This is a genomic window from Cupriavidus sp. 2SB (assembly GCF_005503625.1).
Taxonomy (GTDB): domain Bacteria; phylum Pseudomonadota; class Gammaproteobacteria; order Burkholderiales; family Burkholderiaceae; genus Cupriavidus.
The window spans coordinates 43,983-60,188 of the sequence record NZ_SCMX01000011.1; the positions used below are offsets into that span (position 1 = coordinate 43,983).

The 16,206-nt window shown below is 60.5% G+C and carries 18 protein-coding genes; 12 read left to right on the plus strand and 6 right to left on the minus strand.

Going from position 1 to position 16,206, the window contains the following annotated elements; genetic code table 11:
* Nucleotides 1-6: 6 nt before the first annotated feature.
* Together FFS21_RS07610 and FFS21_RS07615 are read left to right on the plus strand one after the other, a co-directional pair.
* Nucleotides 7-1,938, plus strand: coding sequence for an adenine nucleotide alpha hydrolase family protein (locus tag FFS21_RS07610; protein ID WP_237380984.1), 1,932 nt, complete (start codon nucleotides 7-9; stop codon nucleotides 1,936-1,938).
* Between the two features lie 324 nt (nucleotides 1,939-2,262).
* Nucleotides 2,263-2,706, plus strand: a complete 444-nt coding sequence (locus tag FFS21_RS07615) for a cupredoxin domain-containing protein (RefSeq protein WP_137924305.1) — start codon at nucleotides 2,263-2,265, stop codon at nucleotides 2,704-2,706.
* Nucleotides 2,707-2,795: 89 nt separating this feature from the next.
* Here the strand turns inward: FFS21_RS07615 and FFS21_RS32415 are convergent, their stop codons facing one another.
* Nucleotides 2,796-3,419, minus strand: coding sequence for a hypothetical protein (locus tag FFS21_RS32415; RefSeq protein ID WP_237380983.1), 624 nt, complete (start codon nucleotides 3,417-3,419; stop codon nucleotides 2,796-2,798).
* A 105-nt stretch (nucleotides 3,420-3,524) separates the two neighbouring features.
* Here FFS21_RS32415 and FFS21_RS32420 point away from each other — a divergent pair, with 105 nt between their 5' ends.
* On the plus strand, nucleotides 3,525-3,665 hold the full coding sequence (locus FFS21_RS32420; protein ID WP_202127026.1) for a hypothetical protein: 141 nt from the start codon (nucleotides 3,525-3,527) through the stop codon (nucleotides 3,663-3,665).
* Nucleotides 3,666-4,513: 848 nt separating this feature from the next.
* On the opposite strand, the gene FFS21_RS07630 is transcribed toward FFS21_RS32420, so the two are convergent.
* Nucleotides 4,514-5,443 (minus strand): tyrosine-type recombinase/integrase, encoded by a 930-nt coding sequence (locus tag FFS21_RS07630; protein WP_171020346.1) that lies wholly within the window; start codon nucleotides 5,441-5,443, stop codon nucleotides 4,514-4,516.
* 42 nt (nucleotides 5,444-5,485) lie between these two features.
* Nucleotides 5,486-6,286, minus strand: coding sequence for a DUF6884 domain-containing protein (locus tag FFS21_RS07635; protein ID WP_202127015.1), 801 nt, complete (start codon nucleotides 6,284-6,286; stop codon nucleotides 5,486-5,488).
* Nucleotides 6,287-6,424: 138 nt separating this feature from the next.
* Between FFS21_RS07635 and FFS21_RS07640 the strand changes: the two genes are divergently transcribed.
* Nucleotides 6,425-7,309, plus strand: coding sequence for a DNA-binding protein (locus tag FFS21_RS07640; RefSeq protein WP_137924308.1), 885 nt, complete (start codon nucleotides 6,425-6,427; stop codon nucleotides 7,307-7,309).
* Nucleotides 7,310-7,688: 379 nt separating this feature from the next.
* Complete coding sequence (locus FFS21_RS07645) at nucleotides 7,689-7,979, plus strand: hypothetical protein (protein WP_137924309.1); 291 nt, start codon at nucleotides 7,689-7,691, stop codon at nucleotides 7,977-7,979.
* Nucleotides 7,980-8,791: 812 nt separating this feature from the next.
* Here FFS21_RS07645 and imuA read toward each other — a convergent pair.
* Entirely contained in the window at nucleotides 8,792-9,688 is an 897-nt protein-coding gene (gene imuA, locus FFS21_RS32855; RefSeq protein WP_137924310.1) for a translesion DNA synthesis-associated protein ImuA, read from the minus strand.
* A 286-nt stretch (nucleotides 9,689-9,974) separates the two neighbouring features.
* Here imuA and FFS21_RS31960 point away from each other — a divergent pair, with 286 nt between their 5' ends.
* The 4 genes from FFS21_RS31960 to FFS21_RS07665 all read left to right on the plus strand — a co-directional run bounded on the left by FFS21_RS31960 (nucleotide 9,975) and on the right by FFS21_RS07665 (nucleotide 11,541).
* Entirely contained in the window at nucleotides 9,975-10,139 is a 165-nt protein-coding gene (locus FFS21_RS31960; protein ID WP_160475171.1) for a hypothetical protein, read from the plus strand.
* A 51-nt stretch (nucleotides 10,140-10,190) separates the two neighbouring features.
* Entirely contained in the window at nucleotides 10,191-10,616 is a 426-nt protein-coding gene (locus tag FFS21_RS07655; RefSeq protein ID WP_137924311.1) for a hypothetical protein, read from the plus strand.
* A 68-nt stretch (nucleotides 10,617-10,684) separates the two neighbouring features.
* Nucleotides 10,685-10,903 (plus strand): DUF2188 domain-containing protein, encoded by a 219-nt coding sequence (locus FFS21_RS07660; protein WP_202127014.1) that lies wholly within the window; start codon nucleotides 10,685-10,687, stop codon nucleotides 10,901-10,903.
* 17 nt (nucleotides 10,904-10,920) lie between these two features.
* A complete protein-coding gene (locus FFS21_RS07665; protein WP_137924312.1) occupies nucleotides 10,921-11,541 on the plus strand; it encodes an ATP-dependent DNA ligase in 621 nt (206 codons plus the stop codon).
* Nucleotides 11,542-11,556: 15 nt separating this feature from the next.
* Here the strand turns inward: FFS21_RS07665 and FFS21_RS07670 are convergent, their stop codons facing one another.
* On the minus strand, nucleotides 11,557-11,775 hold the full coding sequence (locus tag FFS21_RS07670) for a hypothetical protein (RefSeq protein ID WP_137924313.1): 219 nt from the start codon (nucleotides 11,773-11,775) through the stop codon (nucleotides 11,557-11,559).
* Between the two features lie 379 nt (nucleotides 11,776-12,154).
* Here FFS21_RS07670 and FFS21_RS07675 point away from each other — a divergent pair, with 379 nt between their 5' ends.
* The 3 genes from FFS21_RS07675 to arsN2 all read left to right on the plus strand — a co-directional run bounded on the left by FFS21_RS07675 (nucleotide 12,155) and on the right by arsN2 (nucleotide 13,663).
* The gene (locus FFS21_RS07675; protein ID WP_137924314.1) at nucleotides 12,155-12,430 is read left to right on the plus strand and encodes a hypothetical protein; all 276 of its coding nucleotides are present in this window, start codon (nucleotides 12,155-12,157) and stop codon (nucleotides 12,428-12,430) included.
* 364 nt (nucleotides 12,431-12,794) lie between these two features.
* The gene (locus FFS21_RS07685; RefSeq protein WP_137924315.1) at nucleotides 12,795-13,118 is read left to right on the plus strand and encodes an ArsR/SmtB family transcription factor; all 324 of its coding nucleotides are present in this window, start codon (nucleotides 12,795-12,797) and stop codon (nucleotides 13,116-13,118) included.
* A gap of 101 nt (nucleotides 13,119-13,219) precedes the next feature.
* On the plus strand, nucleotides 13,220-13,663 hold the full coding sequence (gene arsN2, locus FFS21_RS07690) for an arsenic resistance N-acetyltransferase ArsN2 (RefSeq protein ID WP_137924316.1): 444 nt from the start codon (nucleotides 13,220-13,222) through the stop codon (nucleotides 13,661-13,663).
* A 54-nt stretch (nucleotides 13,664-13,717) separates the two neighbouring features.
* Here the strand turns inward: arsN2 and FFS21_RS07695 are convergent, their stop codons facing one another.
* Nucleotides 13,718-16,204 (minus strand): arsenate reductase (azurin) large subunit, encoded by a 2,487-nt coding sequence (locus tag FFS21_RS07695; protein WP_137924317.1) that lies wholly within the window; start codon nucleotides 16,202-16,204, stop codon nucleotides 13,718-13,720.
* Nucleotides 16,205-16,206 lie beyond the last annotated feature (2 nt).

The following is a 16,206-nucleotide window of genomic DNA, read 5'->3' on the forward strand; positions in this document are numbered from 1 at the left end:
AGTTCGTTGCAATACCTACATGCCTATGCATCCCATCCGGGGCGCATAGGCATTTTCCTTTTCGCTTCCGCGATGTTCTGTGACGACGAGACGCCGTCGGTCGACACGCTATTTCAACCCAACGGGACCAGTGCCCGTTGGGTGCTGGTCCTTATCGAGGACCATATGGAAACCATTTCTCTATTTCCGCAGGGCGCATGCGACCCGGTGGACCGTAAGGCCGACAAGGCGATCGCAGCCATCGTCGCCTTGTTCGCCGCCCGTCATCCTGTCGTCGTTGCGTACAGCGGTGGCAAGGACAGTAGCGTCGTCGCAGCCCTTGTATTGCATGCTGCGCTATTGCATCACAGCGCCGGCGGCAAGCCGATGGTTGTCGTGACCACGGGAGACACCCTCGTGGAGTCCCCGGAAGTCGCGCAACACTATCGCGCGGAGCTGCGCCGTATGCGCGCATTCGGGAAGGCGCATGGCATCACTGTATCGGCGCATATCGTCACGCCGTCGCTGGCGTCGACATTTCAGGTGAAGGTGCTCTCTGGTCGTGCGTTGCCAAGCTTTCCTGGCGCGCAGGGCGACTGTTCGACCGACCTCAAAATCGGGCCGCAGCGGAGCTTTCGGCGGAGGCTATTTCGTGAGCTTGAACAGCAGGGGCTCGCGGAACCGGTGACCTGCCTCGGCAGCCGATACGATGAAAGCACGCGACGTGCGGCCGGAATGCGGTTGCGGGGAGACACTGACATCACGGCTTCACGCAACAAGGATGGTGACCTGGTCATCAGTCCGGTGGCCCATTGGAGTGATGACGACATTTGGGAAGCCGTGGGGCTGTATGCAGGCGATGCGCGACCTGGGTACTCGGATTTCGAAGAAATGCGGCGGATCTATGCCCATTCCGTCGGGACTTCGTGTGCTGTCGTGGCTGATGCGATACTGGACGGTAGCGGTACCCGGCGGCAAGGCAAATGTGGTGCGCGCCTGGGCTGTCACGTCTGCCAGATGGCCGAGGACAAGAGCCTCGCAAACATGGTGGCGTACGACGACCGGTACGCGTATGCCGCAGGCCTGCAAAAGCTGAATCGCTTCATCCGGGCGACTCGGTACGATTGGTCGCGGCGCCACTGGATCGGTCGCACCATTCGAGGTGGCTACATCCGGGTGATGCCCGATACGTACCATCCCTCGATGTTGCGGGCGCTGACTCGCTACATGCTGCAGTTGGATTTCGACGAGCAGCGACGGGCTGCAGGCGTTGGCGAGCGACCAAAGTTTCAGTTGCTGCCCCTCGACATGATGATCGCAGTCGACGCAATGCAGTCGCTGAACGGAGTTGCGAGGCCTTTCGCAGCCTGGGCCGACCTTCGGGACATTCAGGTTCGCGGAGTCCGGTACGACGTGCCGGAAGTGCCCGACGCTCCGCAGTCTGCGATGCCGATCGCACGATACTTGCACGTCGGCAGCGAATGGGACGACACGGCTCCCGATGCCGATTGGACCGGATTGCGCGATCCTATGCGTGAGGCCTTGACGGAGGGGAGTGCTTGCCAGTCGAATCTGACAATTGCGGCGGACGGGCGGGCAGTGCTGGACTTTCAGACGGCCCAGCAGTTTGACGTCGACGCCGAAGCTGCGCACCTCATTGCGGAGTTCGAGACTGATCGGCTGCTTGATATGCACGACGCAGACGGCGGGCCAGGCTCAGTGACGGCGGGGTATCGCTGGTACGCGAACTACGGCTGTTTGACGCTTTCTCACGCGCAGAAGGTCGAGCACGACGATATCGCTCGACGAACTGCGTTTAAGGACCGCCTGGGTCTGACACTGAGCTACGACGTCAAGAACGTCGTGGCCAGGTCTGTCTCGCTTGAGGAGCTCCCACCTACGGCGAGTGCCCATTGGGGACGCTATGGTAGTGAACAGGCGCAACTTGCCCTTTGCTAAGTCCCTTCAAAAAGCCCCGGCGTCCTTGCGACGTTCGGGGCTTTTTCCTTGTGAGGCTAGGCCGGATATCGCCCCCGCCCATGTATCTGTTACGGGGAGGCAGCTAACAGCCGACAAGTGTCCGACATCCGTGAGCTCCGGTTCCGGCCCCTGGTGGCTGGACGTCCCTTTTCAGTCGGGCAATTGGCCCGCCGCCGATCGCGCAATTCCGACCCAATGCGGTTTCGAACCTGTTTCATGGCTGTGCTCAGCGGAGGCTGGCATACAGTCCGGGTAAATCAGCGGTAGACTTCTGCGTCATGCACAAAGGACGAGCGATTAACAATGATTACAAAAGCTAAGAATCTTAGTTTCCAGTTACTGTCCGGGCTGGTGGTTGTCTTAGCCGTTGCCGGCTGCGCCTCGACGAACGTCATAACCGACACTGCAGCACCTGTTCCAGCCGACCGTATCTACGCTACAGCTCTGAGCGAAGCCACGCCGGGAACCGTCCCAGTTGTTTTCAAGCGGGACACGTTTCCCGGTCACTATTATCTGATGAGTGTCTTTGTGGACGGAAAGCAAGTCGCACGAATTGGCAGCGGAGAGAAGCTGGTCGTCAATCTTGCGCCTGGTCGATACGTATTTGGCGTGGCGGCAACCTCTGTAGACAAGGCGCCAGATCGCGAGATTGCTGTGACAGTGACTGAACAGTACCACCCGATTTTGCGACTGTCGCTCGTAGCAGTGGGTTGGGGCGGCTGGAAAATAACGGAGGCGAGTCAATAGGGCAACCTTGCGGATCGCCAACCCATGCCGGCATTTGGCCGGACCGAAATAGCTTAGCGAGAAGCCCGCGCTTCGTGCAATAGGAATTGCTAGTCTGCGGCCTTTGCTGCGACCTCGTAGCGCTGGCGTTTGTGATAATTCTTTGGCGCGATGGTGTTGAGAATCGCGCAGGACGGGCACCAGTGGCCGGCCTTTACCCCTGACGGCGTCGCGTCCCATACGTGGCCGCGATGGCATTCCCACTTGAGCTTCGCTTTGCCGGTGTGGTAGGTGCTGGAGAGACAATTCCCGCCGCGCTCCCGCGCCAAGGCACGCATCGCTTCGATGCCCAGCCTCTGTCCCTCGTTGCGGCAAAGGCGGCACCCACCTCCCTGGAGGACGTTATTGCCGAGTGCCTTCCATTCGTGGCCGGCCTTGCATCGGAAGCGGTAGGTTGCGGCCGTTCCATGATAAGTGGCGCTCAAACATTGGCCGCCGTGGTCGCGCGCGGCGCCTCGTATACGTGTCAGGCCGTCAGTATCAGTACGCTGCGCGCCAAGTCTGGTATCGGTACAGGCTCGGCACCAGTTCCCCTGCTTGAGAACCTTATAGCCCATCCCCTCCCACCTGTGGCCAGCCGCGCATTCGAACGGGTAATGATCGCGCCCGGTCTTCCACTCGGCCGCGAGGCACTTGCCACCGTGCTCGGCGGCCTTTGCGTGCAGGTCTGCCAACCCGTACTTTGACGGCTTCCTTTGGGGGATTGAGACCGCGGGCTTGCCAGCGCAACGGGGGCACCAATAGCCCGCCAATATGCTTCGGCCCTCCGGCGACCATTCATGTCCGTTCTCACAGCGTATCCGGTGGATCGCTGCGCCACCAAGAAATCCGCCTTCGTTCAGGCACTGGCCGCCGTAAGCTGCCACGAGCCCGTCGAACTTTTCTGCGACGCTGGCGCGGCTGCATTCTGGGCAACCTGATTCCTTGTATAGGACACCGTAGGCAGCTCGCTCAAAACGATGCCCATTGGCACATTCCAGAGGAATCTTGGCGCTGACGCCAGGCCAATCCGTCGCGTGACAGGTGAAGCCCTGTTGAATGGCGGTGGCGTGGAGCCGGGCGAGTGCCGCCGCCGCGCGTTGCGACGTTTTGGGACTGGCTTGTTTCACTGTGCGACGGACTATCGATTCTCAGACTGAGAGAATCCTAGCATCCCATCCGGTACTGTTGGTCGCGGATTCCGCGGTGCTGCTGACGCAAGTTGTCTAGCCAGGACACGGAGTTGGGGCGCCGCATCGCAGCCTCAACGGCCCTGGCCTGATCGGCTAGCGCATCGCATGCTGCTGCCTGGGGCTGGTTCTGCACCGACGTGGTCATTGCGATGGCGTTCGGTGGCGCTGATCGAGCCGTGCTGGCGCGGGCATCGAGAAACTCCTGCTCCTGCCGGCGGACGCCTTCACTTTTGCCGATAGTCGAGACCGTGCCAACGGCGGGACTTGCGACCGGTGTAAAACCGGTCGGACAGTACAGGTCCTGCGTGTACAACACTCGGCTGGCGCGCTGGCATTTCGTAAATGCATGGGCTGTGCCCACCGAGGCGCCGATCAAGGCAAGGGCAGCCAAGCGGCTAATTACTCGGCCCATGCGTAGCTCGGGTCGTTGGTGATAATCCAGCGCAGGCCCGCAAAAAGCGCGGCCAAGAGGGTGAGGGCGTAGAGAGCCCATGCGAGGGTTGTGACCATGCTGCGTCTCCCGGTGTTGTTCAATTCGTTTGATCCGGAAATTCGAGCTGCGAGTATGGCGTAGCAAGCCTGAGACGGCCTCCCGGCTAAAGAGGGGGGCAATCCTGGCTAACGGGTACGTCGATTGTTGCGGCGATTCGTTCAACCGTTCGGTTGCTGGCCAGACCAAGCCGCTCCGTGACTGTGTCGGGCGCAACGCCACGAATCAACAACCGCCGGCAGTAGGTGTTTCGCAGAATGCGCGGGCCCATGTCGTCAGCCTCGTGGCCAATGGTGGCGAACGCCTCACGCACGATCTTGCCAAGGCTCATGTCGGTGATCGGTGTGCCCGTGCGTTTGAGGGAGAAGAGGAGGTCGCCATCGGCTGGCCAGCTTCGGCGAGCATAGAGCCAGGCGCTCAGAGCTGCCACCGCAAATGGATCCAGATGGATGGTGCGGGATACTTTCGGCGGCCGCGCCGGCACGTGGAGATACGGAGGTGATGCGTGCGGATTCAGATCCTGAATACAGGCAGCACGGCCCTCGCTGGCCGTCACGCCGGTGCCGAGATACAGCGCGACGATCGCCCGCTTCTGCAGCGTGGCCGGATCGTCGTGCGGCTGTGGCCGTACGAAGTCCTGCATATCCCGGTCGACGTGTTGGGGAAGGAACAGAACATCGGGGTCTTCGCCGGGCCAGTACTGACCGAGGACGAGGTCACTGGCAGGGTTGGCATCTCGAACACCGATGGCCACCAAATGCCTGCAAAGGCGATCGATGAGCTTGAGATAGCGCATGCGCGTCGCCGGCGAGTAGTTTGCGGCATCGCCATCGAGCCAGAATCCGTCGAGAACATCGGCGCCGAAGCCGGCCAGCGTGGCACCGCGGCCGACCAGGTATCGGTGGAACCTGTCGAACATCGCCCGGTGCTGAACGATGGATTGCTGGGAGAACGGTCGCCGGTCAGCGCCAGCGGCTTCGCGCGTCTGCCAGTCGGCGTAAGCGCGCGCAGGGTCAAGGTGCCAAAGGGTATCCATAGGCCGAATTTATATACTGAAAGTTGCGTTTCCCGACAATCTTCACCGCATCTTTGATGCGGCCATCGCTTCCAAAAGTGGGGGGCGGTCTGCCAGGGCCTCGGCGCGGCATCGAATTCCGGCGAGCGAGATCCACCTGGAAACGACGCGCGGACGGCCGGCAACCGTGTCGTCGACGTCGGCACATGCAGTGGGGCCCGCCGGGCCATCGAACAACTCACGCAGTACTGCGCGTTTCAGCGCCAGCCGCCCCGGGCCAGGGTCGTTGAAAAGCACGCTGTCTCCGACCGCATAGACCCCGTATCTCCTGTACAGCGGCTGGCCATTCGGATGGGAACCGATCTGGTCGGCAAGGGCAGGGCGGCCTTGCTCGGCGAGAAAGTTCGCAAGCTGGGAGCGCTGGTAGCCGATGCCTCCGCAGACCTCCTCGATCGGCAGGTGCGGCGCACCGACCAGCCCGATCGCAGCGCGCATCACGCGCCGGTAGGTTTGACCCCCAGCGAGGAGGACTCTGCTGGCCCGACGTGGCCAGGCCACCTGCGTGATGGACTGGTCCAACCTTGCCAAGAGCTCGTCTGCGCGGGCAGTTGTCATTCGCAAGTCGTACGGGTCAAGCGTGTCGTCGGGCGCCACGAAACCGTGCTTGGCAGAGAGGATCACCATCGCCAGGGCGGCGCCGCGTCGAGTATGCGCACGGTAGGTCTGGTACATCACGCCCCGGTAGAGCTGCAAAGCAGGCGCGCGAACAGTCGCCTTTTTCCCAGAGCAGGCCAGGAGGAGGAGGGCAGGCGCCGATGGATCAAACTGGATCTCGGTATTTCGCTGGAATAGGGCGAGTTGCATTGCGGGCACTGGGGCGATGTGGCGAAATTGCCCTTTTAGCGTACGCACCAAATGGCCATGTCAAGGTTCACGCCTTGCGCCAATTCGTGCCATAACATAACATTCGTAACATAACATAACGAAATAGATGGAGTTGTTATGGTACGCGAAGCGTCGATTACCCAAGAACAGGTAAATGCTGCGGCGAACGCGCTGCGTGCCGCCGGCAGCAAGAAGCCATCGGTTCGCGCAGTGCGAAAAGAACTGGGGGACGTTGGCTCTCACGCCACCGTGGGACGCATGCTGGATGTGTGGAGAGCAGGCCAGGTACAAATTCCTGAAGCTCCCATAACGTTGCCCGCGCCGCTCCAACGCGTCCTCGCCGACTATCTCGCCCAGCTCGTTGCTGAAGGCAAGGTGGAGCTCTCCGCTGACTTGGCGGAGCAGCAACAGGTCAATACGGACCTCAGCATGGAGAACGAACGGCTCATCAGCCAAATCGACGCTTTGCAGGCCGAACTTACTGCCTGCCAGTCCGAGCGTGACTCGTTGGCGGGCCGTGCACAGCAGCAGAATTCTGATTTGCAGCTTGCCCGTAGTGACGCCGAGCAGGAGCGCATGGCCGCCGCCGGCGTTCGAACGGATCTGGCCAAGGCACTGTTGCGGCTGGAAGCACTGCCGCGCCTGGAGGAAGAATTGACAACCGCTCGCGCCGAGGCTGCGAAAGAACGCGCCGATCGCGTTGCTGCCGAGCAGGCTGCTGCAGTTGCGACCGCCCGGCTTGAGGGCGAGGAGAAGGCACGCCAGCACATCGAGACGGAGCTCCGCACCGTGTCCACGCGCGAAGAACAAGCGAACGGTCAGATAAAGGAGCTCACGGCGCAGCTGGTCGACGGTCGCCTTGTGCGAGCGCGTAGTGAACGCGAACTGCGCAGGCCGGTGGATTTGCGGCGCGGGGCAGGGCCAGTGTCGGCGGAGCGAAAAATGCCCGCTGGCCAGCAAAAGGGGGCGCGCGACAAGCAGCCTCCTCCTGACAAAGGCTGAGATATTGGGTGCGCTGACAAGCGGCCTATAGCGGTAACATAGCGACGCGTCCTGATGGAGGCCCATTGTGCAACGATCGAATGAAGCCGCGCCGTGCGCGGTATGCCATATGCCGGCCTGGCGCCAGCCGGAGCGTCAGAGTACCGACGGCTATCTTTATGACTGCCCCGCTTGTGGAGGTCGCTACAGCATCGGTAAGACGGCCGCGACACGTGCCTCCAATGGCGAGGCGCCAAGCAGTTTGCTCGCAGAGCTTCGCCGCCTGATTGCCAATGGCGATTTTCCCCGCGTTGAGTACACGGCAGGTGAATGGCAACCCTTAGCCGTAGTAGGGCGTCAGCCTGAAGAATAGGAAACTACTTTTCTGGAGGGTCAGACGATGGGCCGCAACTACATCCTCGAACGAACCATCGCCGACCCTCGGACACGTGCCGTCCATAAGACTGCACGCAAGCGTGCCAAGGTTAAACGCCTCCAGTCCGAGCGGGCGGCCACGGCTGCCTACCTGGACCGCGCCCGCTGGTGCGCTAACGGTTGTGGCAAGCCTGTCGCCACAGGCGAAAACGGCTGGACTCCATGTTGTTCGGAAGCTTGTCACGGCCAGTGGGTGGCCGTCGTCGCGGCGCATTTCGACTCGCAGCAGGCGCGACGCGCCCGGCGCACGGTTTGAGACTTATCTTAGAAAGCCTATGGATAGTTTCTGGGCCGATGGGTAGCTTTGGATTACATGTAGCCGAAAGCTACCCACCTAGCTGTGGACATTCGCAAATAGCGTTGTGCGTTCTCAATTAGGCGGTGAAACCTACACCGGTGAGCTCGTGGAGTCCCAGTGATGCAAAGGTTTTTCATCGACGCGCAAGCTGCGCGCCGTTTCATGCGGAAGGAATGCGGCTGACCGGATCGGGATATCGATGCGCTGGCCAGCGTGCGGCCCTTGGATGGCTGCGAGTGCGAGCCGTACTTAGGCGCCTGGATTGTTTGGCAGGCTTGCGCTGGCTGCGGCAAAAAGCTGCCGTGCGCGCCGGATGCCGTGGCCGACTATGCCTGCGACGCCTGCGGCAACGACACGGACCAGGCTCTTTGACAGAAAACGCCCCCCTTTGTGGTATTCGCGCCCATAGCGTAGTCCCGCCCCATGTGCGACAGTAGGCTCCCAACTTCACATCAGGGCGCAAATAATGGCGAGTAAGCAAGACGCAATCGATGCAATGGTCGACCTACTTCATAACGGGAAAAACGGCACTGACCGTGCTGGCGCCGCAGCGGGACTCGGCGTGGTTGGAGGCGAGGCAGCGAGAACGGAATTGATCGCCGCGCTGAAGAAAGCTAAGTCTTCCGAAGAACGGGGGGCTATCGCAACGGCCCTTGGGCACGCGACTCTGCGTTAGACGTCTGTTCCCCCGAGCCGCCCGCGAGGCGGCTTTTTCACGACAGCCCCCCATGCCGATAACTGAAATTATCGGCATGGCGTTTGCCCGCAACTCAGGTGCCAGCGCCGGTCACTTCGGCGATTCCCGCGACCTTCTTGCTATCTCTGTCCTTGTCCTGACTCGTCTCTGGACTAGGTTGAACTTGTCTGCGATTACCGCCGCTGACGCCCAACAAGTGTGCAAGGCTTCCAAGCGGCAACAGCAGAGTATTGGAAGCTGCCGGACCCCGCCGCTTCAGTATTTGCGCGCGTACGAAACCTCCTGGCGCTGGCTCAAGCGCAATACGAAGCGGGGATGCGGATGCGTCGTTCGCAGCCGATGCCGAACGAATGGCGAACACCAATGCGTCCGTCGCCGCGGTCAGGCCCTGCAAGCGCCGGATACCTACTGGCCGCACCCGGGGCAACCATGCCACAAGCGCGCCGAGGGCATTCGACCGCAAGATGGTCTCGCACGCCCACTGTGCGTCGGCCGGAGATTCCGCCTTTACCCATCGAACGTGCTTGCCCACGCCAATGCGCGCAAGCTCGGGCCCGTTTGGAGCAAATGGACACCCTACCAACCATATCGGGCGATTGCGTTGTGCCGCTGCGTCCAGCGCTCCTCGAAGCATTGATAGTTCGCCAATGCCCGAATGCTTGACGATTAGTTCGGCCACTGATCCTTCTGCCCAGCCGCCGCCAGGCAACTCCCCATCCAGAACATCGATGCCGCTCGGCACAACTTTGCCAATGGGACGGGCGAGTTGGCTGGCTCGCCATAGAGAAGGGTGGATCGCGCCTGGATCTGTTAGGGGGTTCAACCTGCCGGAGCATCTGCTTGGTTCTGTTGGTTCCGGTGGCTGCAGGGCAAGGTTCGTGGCGATGGGGCGAACAGGCTCCACGTCACCCAACAGCGACATCTGCTGGGTAGGTACATCAGGCGGATGGTGCGCGCGAACTCTCTGCATACTGTACGTATATACAGTATTCGAAGACCCCTTGCAATTTAATTGATAGATATCTAGTAGCTACTAGATATCTATCGTCGCGCTTGTGTCGCGCCATTTAGCCGGCTAAACGGCTTTGTTTACATTGAACATAAGGTTAATTATGCTTTATAAATCACATTCGGTAGCTTTTGCGCCACACGCCTTTAAATTTGTGCTCCGCCGCCCACACGTCGAGAACCTGCCGCTACACTAGCTCCCCGCCGGGAAATCATTCTCGCTGCGGTTTTGGCGAAGGAGTGCCTATATGTCTTCGTACAAAGACGAAGAGCTCGATAACTATGCGCCCAGCGTAGAAGAGCAGAACGAGCAGGATGCGATGCGTGCGCTCGGGTTCGACGGGCTCTCGGACGACGAGATTACCGACGAAGTCCGCGCGACCGTTCATGATCTTGCCAAGCAGACTCGATGAGTCAAAAGAAGAGCCCGCCGAGTGCGGGCTCTTTCTTTTTAGGTCCACCAAATGATCGACCTACTAGCCATCGAAAACATCGCGCAGGCGTGCCGAACCGGCCTTTTAGCGCTTAGACAAAGCTCCCGCTTCCGCGATTTCCCCCGCGGAAATTGTGGCGAAGCGGCGGAGTTAGTTGGCAGAATTCTGAAAGAAAGGTTGGATTGCGACGGCCATTACGTTTGCGGGTCTTACCACCCTCTTCTGAAGCGAACGCAAAGTCACGCGTGGTTCGAAACCAGTGGCGTCATTGTCGACATCACTTATGACCAATTTGGCGCCATCGGCCTTGCCGGTTGGGTATTTCCGGCTGGTTCAGACTGGCATGCTGCCTTCACTGAGATCGACAAGCAGGACGTGTGCATGCCCGAGCACTGGCTAATGTATCCGCATGAAGGGTATCGGTCGATGCTCCAAGAGCTCGCAGAACGTCCGTAGGACCCTACCTGATACCCCAATGTTGCCCCGAGGAGAACACTAGAAGAGGGTCAACAATGGAGACCATCATGGCCAACGATATTCACGTGGTTCCGGCTGGCGAGGGCTGGGCGGTTGAGGCGGCTGGAGGGGGCAAGCGGACGATGTTCGCCACTCAGGAAGAAGCCATATTGGCTGGCACCGAGCGCGCCAAGCAAGACAAGGTCGAGCTGCTGATTCACGGCCGCGACGGCCAGATCCGCGAGCGAAACTCGTTCGGCCATGACCCGCGAGACGTTAAGGGCTAAGTCCCATGCCGCGCGCTATGGCGCAGTTGGATCTTGCCGCGTTCGCGCCCATGCTTCCAAGCCTGCGTAAGTCGCTGCCACGCGGCGAAGGCTGGTGGGCCGAGGTCAAGTACGACGGTTATCGAGCCTTGGCCTTAACAGGCTCGGTCCCTTCTGTGCGAACGAAGAACGGTGCGGACTGCACCCCCTGGTTCCCAGAACTGCTTCAAAGCCTCAGGGCCCTTCCCGCCAGCACCGTGCTCGATGGTGAGGTATGCGTGTTGGATGCCGTCGGCCGCGCCGACTTTGAGCGGCTGCATCGGCGGGCCAGGCGCAAGTGCTGGTATGAAGGCGCTGATCCGATTGTCTACTGCGTCTTCGACATCCTTGCGTTCAGGGGTCGGGACGTGCGAGTGCTGCCGATCGAGGAGCGTAAGGCCATGCTGCGCCCGCTACTCGCTTCCCTGCCCGGCCTTCTCTACGTCCAGGCTGTCCTTGATCAGTCCGATTGGCTCTTCGCGAACGCGCTGGCGCTCAATCTAGAAGGCATCGTCTGCAAGCGTGCCAGCAGCCCCTATCGAGCCGGGCCTTCGGTGGACTGGATCAAGGTAAGGCGTCGTGGAGTGCATGAGCACGGCGCGTTCAGGCGTGGACCCTGATCTCGCGAAAAACAGTCACGCAGTCTCGATGGCCACGCGCAAGTTGTTGAACCACGCCGAAAATTCATCGGCCTCAGTAAATACTCGCACCGGCGCTTCGGCATTGCCAAGTCCAACCGAGTAGCCGCCATTGAGCAAGCTGACAATGCTGTCCTCAAAAATCGATGGATTTCCCTGTTTTGTCAGCGAATCGCTGATTGTCTCCTGGGAAATATAGACCGCAGGCTTGTCCATAGTTTTTCTCTCGTTGTTTGCGTCAGGCTCCGAGCCCGTGCGGCCCACAGATACCTCCGCCATTGTTGGTTACCCGGGCATGTCGATGAGCCAAAAAAATGACCCGCAGTTGATTGCGGGCCGTCATAGTCCTCGTGGGGTCAAGTCACGAACACGGGATTGTGAGTCCGAGGTGCTTCATTGTCACCCCGACACTTGGGGGATACAGCTCTCGCACCACTTACCGTGCATGTGCCTTGCCGCAAGATCGATGAGCACTGTATATTTATACAGTATGCTGTTTGAAGTCATGAAACTCTGCCTGGAAGGACGCCGGCTACACCGAGGATGGTGGGGCGGGCAGCTGCTTTGGCGTGGCCAAGTGGTAATCGAGGACCGGATGGATACGCGCGCCCACCGCGTCATACCGCATGCGATCATGACCCACAGCAAGCACCAAGACACAGCCGAACTTGGCATCTTGTATGACGCGCGGATCGTGAGAATGTCCGGAGACGATTTGGTCCTTACGGGATTCGAGCGCGCCGACTTCGAACTGAAGGAATATCGGCAAGCGTGGCTAATGCGGCCGATCACGCGCGAGGAGATGGAAACGCCCATCCCTGCCGACGTGGTACGCGGCCGGGGGAAGTCCGGCAAATTGAATGGAGGGTGATGATGTGCGTCAACTACGCGCCGGTCCAACGGCAAATGCTCCGGAACGTGTTTGGCGTCGAACCGCCTGTCGGAGAATGGCGATCGGAAGCCTGGCCTGACTACTCTGCCCCGATCATCCGCGCAACTGAGAGTGGTGAGCGTGAAGCCGTGCTCGCATCTTTCAGTATGGTGCCCAAGGGGAAGATTCCACCCGGCGTACGCTACTACCCCACAGCCAACGCTCGCGCCGAAACCATCGGAAAGCTCAGCTCGTTTGCAAAACACTGGAAGGCTGGTCAGCTATGCCTGATAGGAGCAACATGAGTCGCCCATGTGGCGCATACTCCTTTGTATTACTCCTCTCTTTCGCATAGCTTGGAAATATGGAAGAGCAAGACATTGTCCGCTCCCTCGCGGCGCTAGCCCACAACATCCGCCTGCAAGTCTTTCGGATGCTGGTAGTCGCTGGCCCGGGAGGTTTGACCCCGGGGGCCATCGCCGAGGAGCTTGACGTGCCGAGCGCCACGCTGTCGTTCCACTTGAAGGAACTGATGCACGCGCGCCTGGTGACGCAGCAGCGTGAGGGTCGCAATCTGATCTATCGGGCAGAGTTCGCCCATATGAACGAGCTGCTCGGCTTCCTGACGGCCAACTGCTGCCAGGGGCATCCCTGCCTGGAAGCCAGCGCTACCTCATGCCAATGCTGACGGAAATTCCGCAACAAGAGCCACGGCAAGCGCGCGGCGGCTGCGCCAATTTCATTGAGTCTTCCGATCAGCATCGGGCGGGTCGGTACTGAAGGCAACCTATGTCGACTCCGACCTTTCGACTTGCTCGCCCCGACGACTTCGCGTCCATCCGTGCGCTGCTGGCCGAAGAAGACCTCCTTGTCGAGGACGTAGCTGCAGAAAACTCCAGCCGCTTCTTCGTGGCTGTACAGGACGGAAGCCTCTTGGCCTGTGCTGGGTTAGAGCCCTATGGGACGGATGGACTGCTCCGATCAGTCGCCGTTGCGAAGGATGCCCGCCACAATCAGTTCGGCCGCGTCCTGGTGGACCTCATAGAACGAGATGCCGGGACGATCGGTGTACGACGACTCTACCTGTTGACGACCTCCGCAGCGGACTACTTTCTCAATCTTGGGTACAGGATCGTCGAGAGAAACGCTGCGCCCGCAGCACTGCAATCCAGCGCGCAGTTCGCCGCTCTATGTCCAGCATCTGCGACTTGCATGACGAAGGCCACCGCCTGAGGCTGGTGGCCCGTCGACGCCGGCGCGAACGCCGGCGTGCAGTGTGATGCGCGCCTAGGCCGACTCAAAGCGACGTCTCTTGAAGCTGACAGTCTCCTTGAAATCTTCGCTGCTGCCGATTCGGCGAAGATCTGCCCAAGTACCCTTGTAGTAAGGCACGACATTGCGATCCGTCCACGGTGTGGTCACGTTGCCCATGACACCGTTGTAGTGGCCGAACTGCATGAAGGTCTGATTTCGCTTGATGTCTGGCTCGAGATAGGCCAGCGCGTAGGTCGAGCCATAATCGTTGTAGACCTCGACCACGTCGCCGGAGCTGATGCCGAGCGCACGTGCATCCTCGGGGTTGATTTCGAGATAGGCCATCGGCACCCTGGCGCGCACGAATTCGTTGAACTGGTCGTGGTACATCGTTTGCCAGACTTCGTTGACGCGGCCGTTGTTGATCCAGAAATGGTACTTGGCCTTCTGGTCTGCTACGGGCTTCGGCAGGCCGGGCCAGGTTGCTGGCTTGAACTCTGCCTTGCCGTCGGCGGTATCGAACTTGCCGTCGGTGTAGAGCATCTCGGTGCCGACTAGCTTGCCATCGCGATACGCCTGAACCGGCAGTTGAACGCCGTTGTTGCCCATGGCGCGCAGGCGCTCAAAGGTAACGAGGTTGCCCGTCTTGCCACCCTGGCTATCAATCGGTGCTGCGCCGGGCTGCCCAGCCTGGCGGAATCCGTCATTGAAAGCATCCTCCTCAGTCTTCCAGTCGAAGCCGCTGAAGCGTGCCGCCATGTCCTGCTTGCCTTCCGCCTCGTACGTGCGCTTGAGGGTATTGGCGATGGCTGCGGCGATCAGGCAATCCGGCCGCGCCGTGCCCGGCGGATCCATGAACCGATCGGACAGCCGCATCCGGCGCTCACCATTCATTGACGTGAGGTTCATTTCGCCGGGGTGGGCAGCGGGCAGCATCAGGTGAGCCCCGTCCGCCAGGGTGGTCGGGTAGAGGTTGATGTTGACAAGGAAGAGGCCGCCCTTGCTTTTCACGGCGTCGTAGATGGCATCCACCATCTGTTGCATCGACGCACCGCGTTGGCGGGACATGGCCTCCCGGACGATTCCCGACCGATGAAGAATGACGGCACGATGCTCTTGAGCGTTGAGCGTAGTCTGGAACGGATTCGCGCCCCATGCCGTGTACATCAAGCCCTTGCCGTGAATGATCTCCTGATCGACATAGATCTTGGTGTTGCCGGGGTATGGCGGCCTGGCGTAACCCTCCTGGTGCCCACCCATGCGTACGACGCCCGTGCCACGTCGGCCAACATTGTGCGTGGCCAGCACCAGGTCCACGAGTGCGGACTGAATCAGGTAGTTGTCATTGCCCCAGATAATGCCTTTCTCATAGGCATGCATCGTATGAGGGCGATGGCCAGAGGCCTTCGGCTTGTACGCCCACTCTGCCACGCGGCGCAGCTTGTCGGCAGGCACGCCAGTGATGCGACTGCATTCATCCAGCGGCAGCTTGTTGGCGCGCAGCGCGGCGTCGAACCCCTTGGTGTAGGTGGCAATAAACTCCTTGTCGTGCCAGCCCTGATCCACCACATAGGTAAGCAGCCCATTGAATAGCGCGATATCGGTACCGGGCTCGATATCCAGGTGCAAGACGTTTTCCTTGCCGGCGGCCTGCTCCGCTACCGCGATCGTTGTCGTGCGGCGCGGGTCGACGAATATCACCTTGGCGGCGGCCATGGTCTCGCCGGGGAAGCGCTGCTTGCGCTTGTCCATCGTCTGGCCCTGCAGGTTCGGCAGCCAGTGGGCGAGGAAATAGTTGGTCTGCGTCTCGTATGAGTTGCAGCCAATCGCCATGATCACATCGGCTAGTTCCGCGTCCTCGTAACTGTTGTTCAGCTCCCCAATTCCCATCTCGCGCGTGGCGTGGCATTCGGAGTTGTAGGCCGGGCGGTTATGGATGCGCACCAGCGGCGTTTTCAGCGCCGTGAACATCAGCTTGCCTGTGCCCCAGGTGTTCTCGAAGCCACCGCCAGCGCCACCGTGATCGAAGCAGTCAAACGCCAGTGCGGCGGGGCCGTCCCGATCGAGGATCTTCTTGGTCAGGCCGGCATAGAGTGCAAGGGCATCGTCCCAACTGGTGTCCACCCACTGGTCGGAAACATAGACGCGCGGGCTGCGCAGTCGCGCACGGCCCACGCCATCCGGCGTGAACATTACCTTGGCCAGTTGACCACCGCGCGTGGACGAGAGCCCCTTGTTCACCGAGCACTGCTTGTCAGGCACGATCATGATGTTCTGGCGCCGGCCATCGCGATCGACGATCGTGTTCTGCATGGCAGGTGTCATGATCACAGTCAGCGGTGGAAGCTGCTTGCGAAAATCCAGGCCGAGTGCGTTCTCGCCCGGCGCTCGGCCGCCTTCGCTATTTTCCGGCCACTTGTAGACGTGATACCCACATCCGACAATGCAGAAGTGGCATGTCAGGTTGGTCCGCTGCGCGCTCACGGGCGGCAATGTCACCCGATCCTTGTTCGTTGCCATGG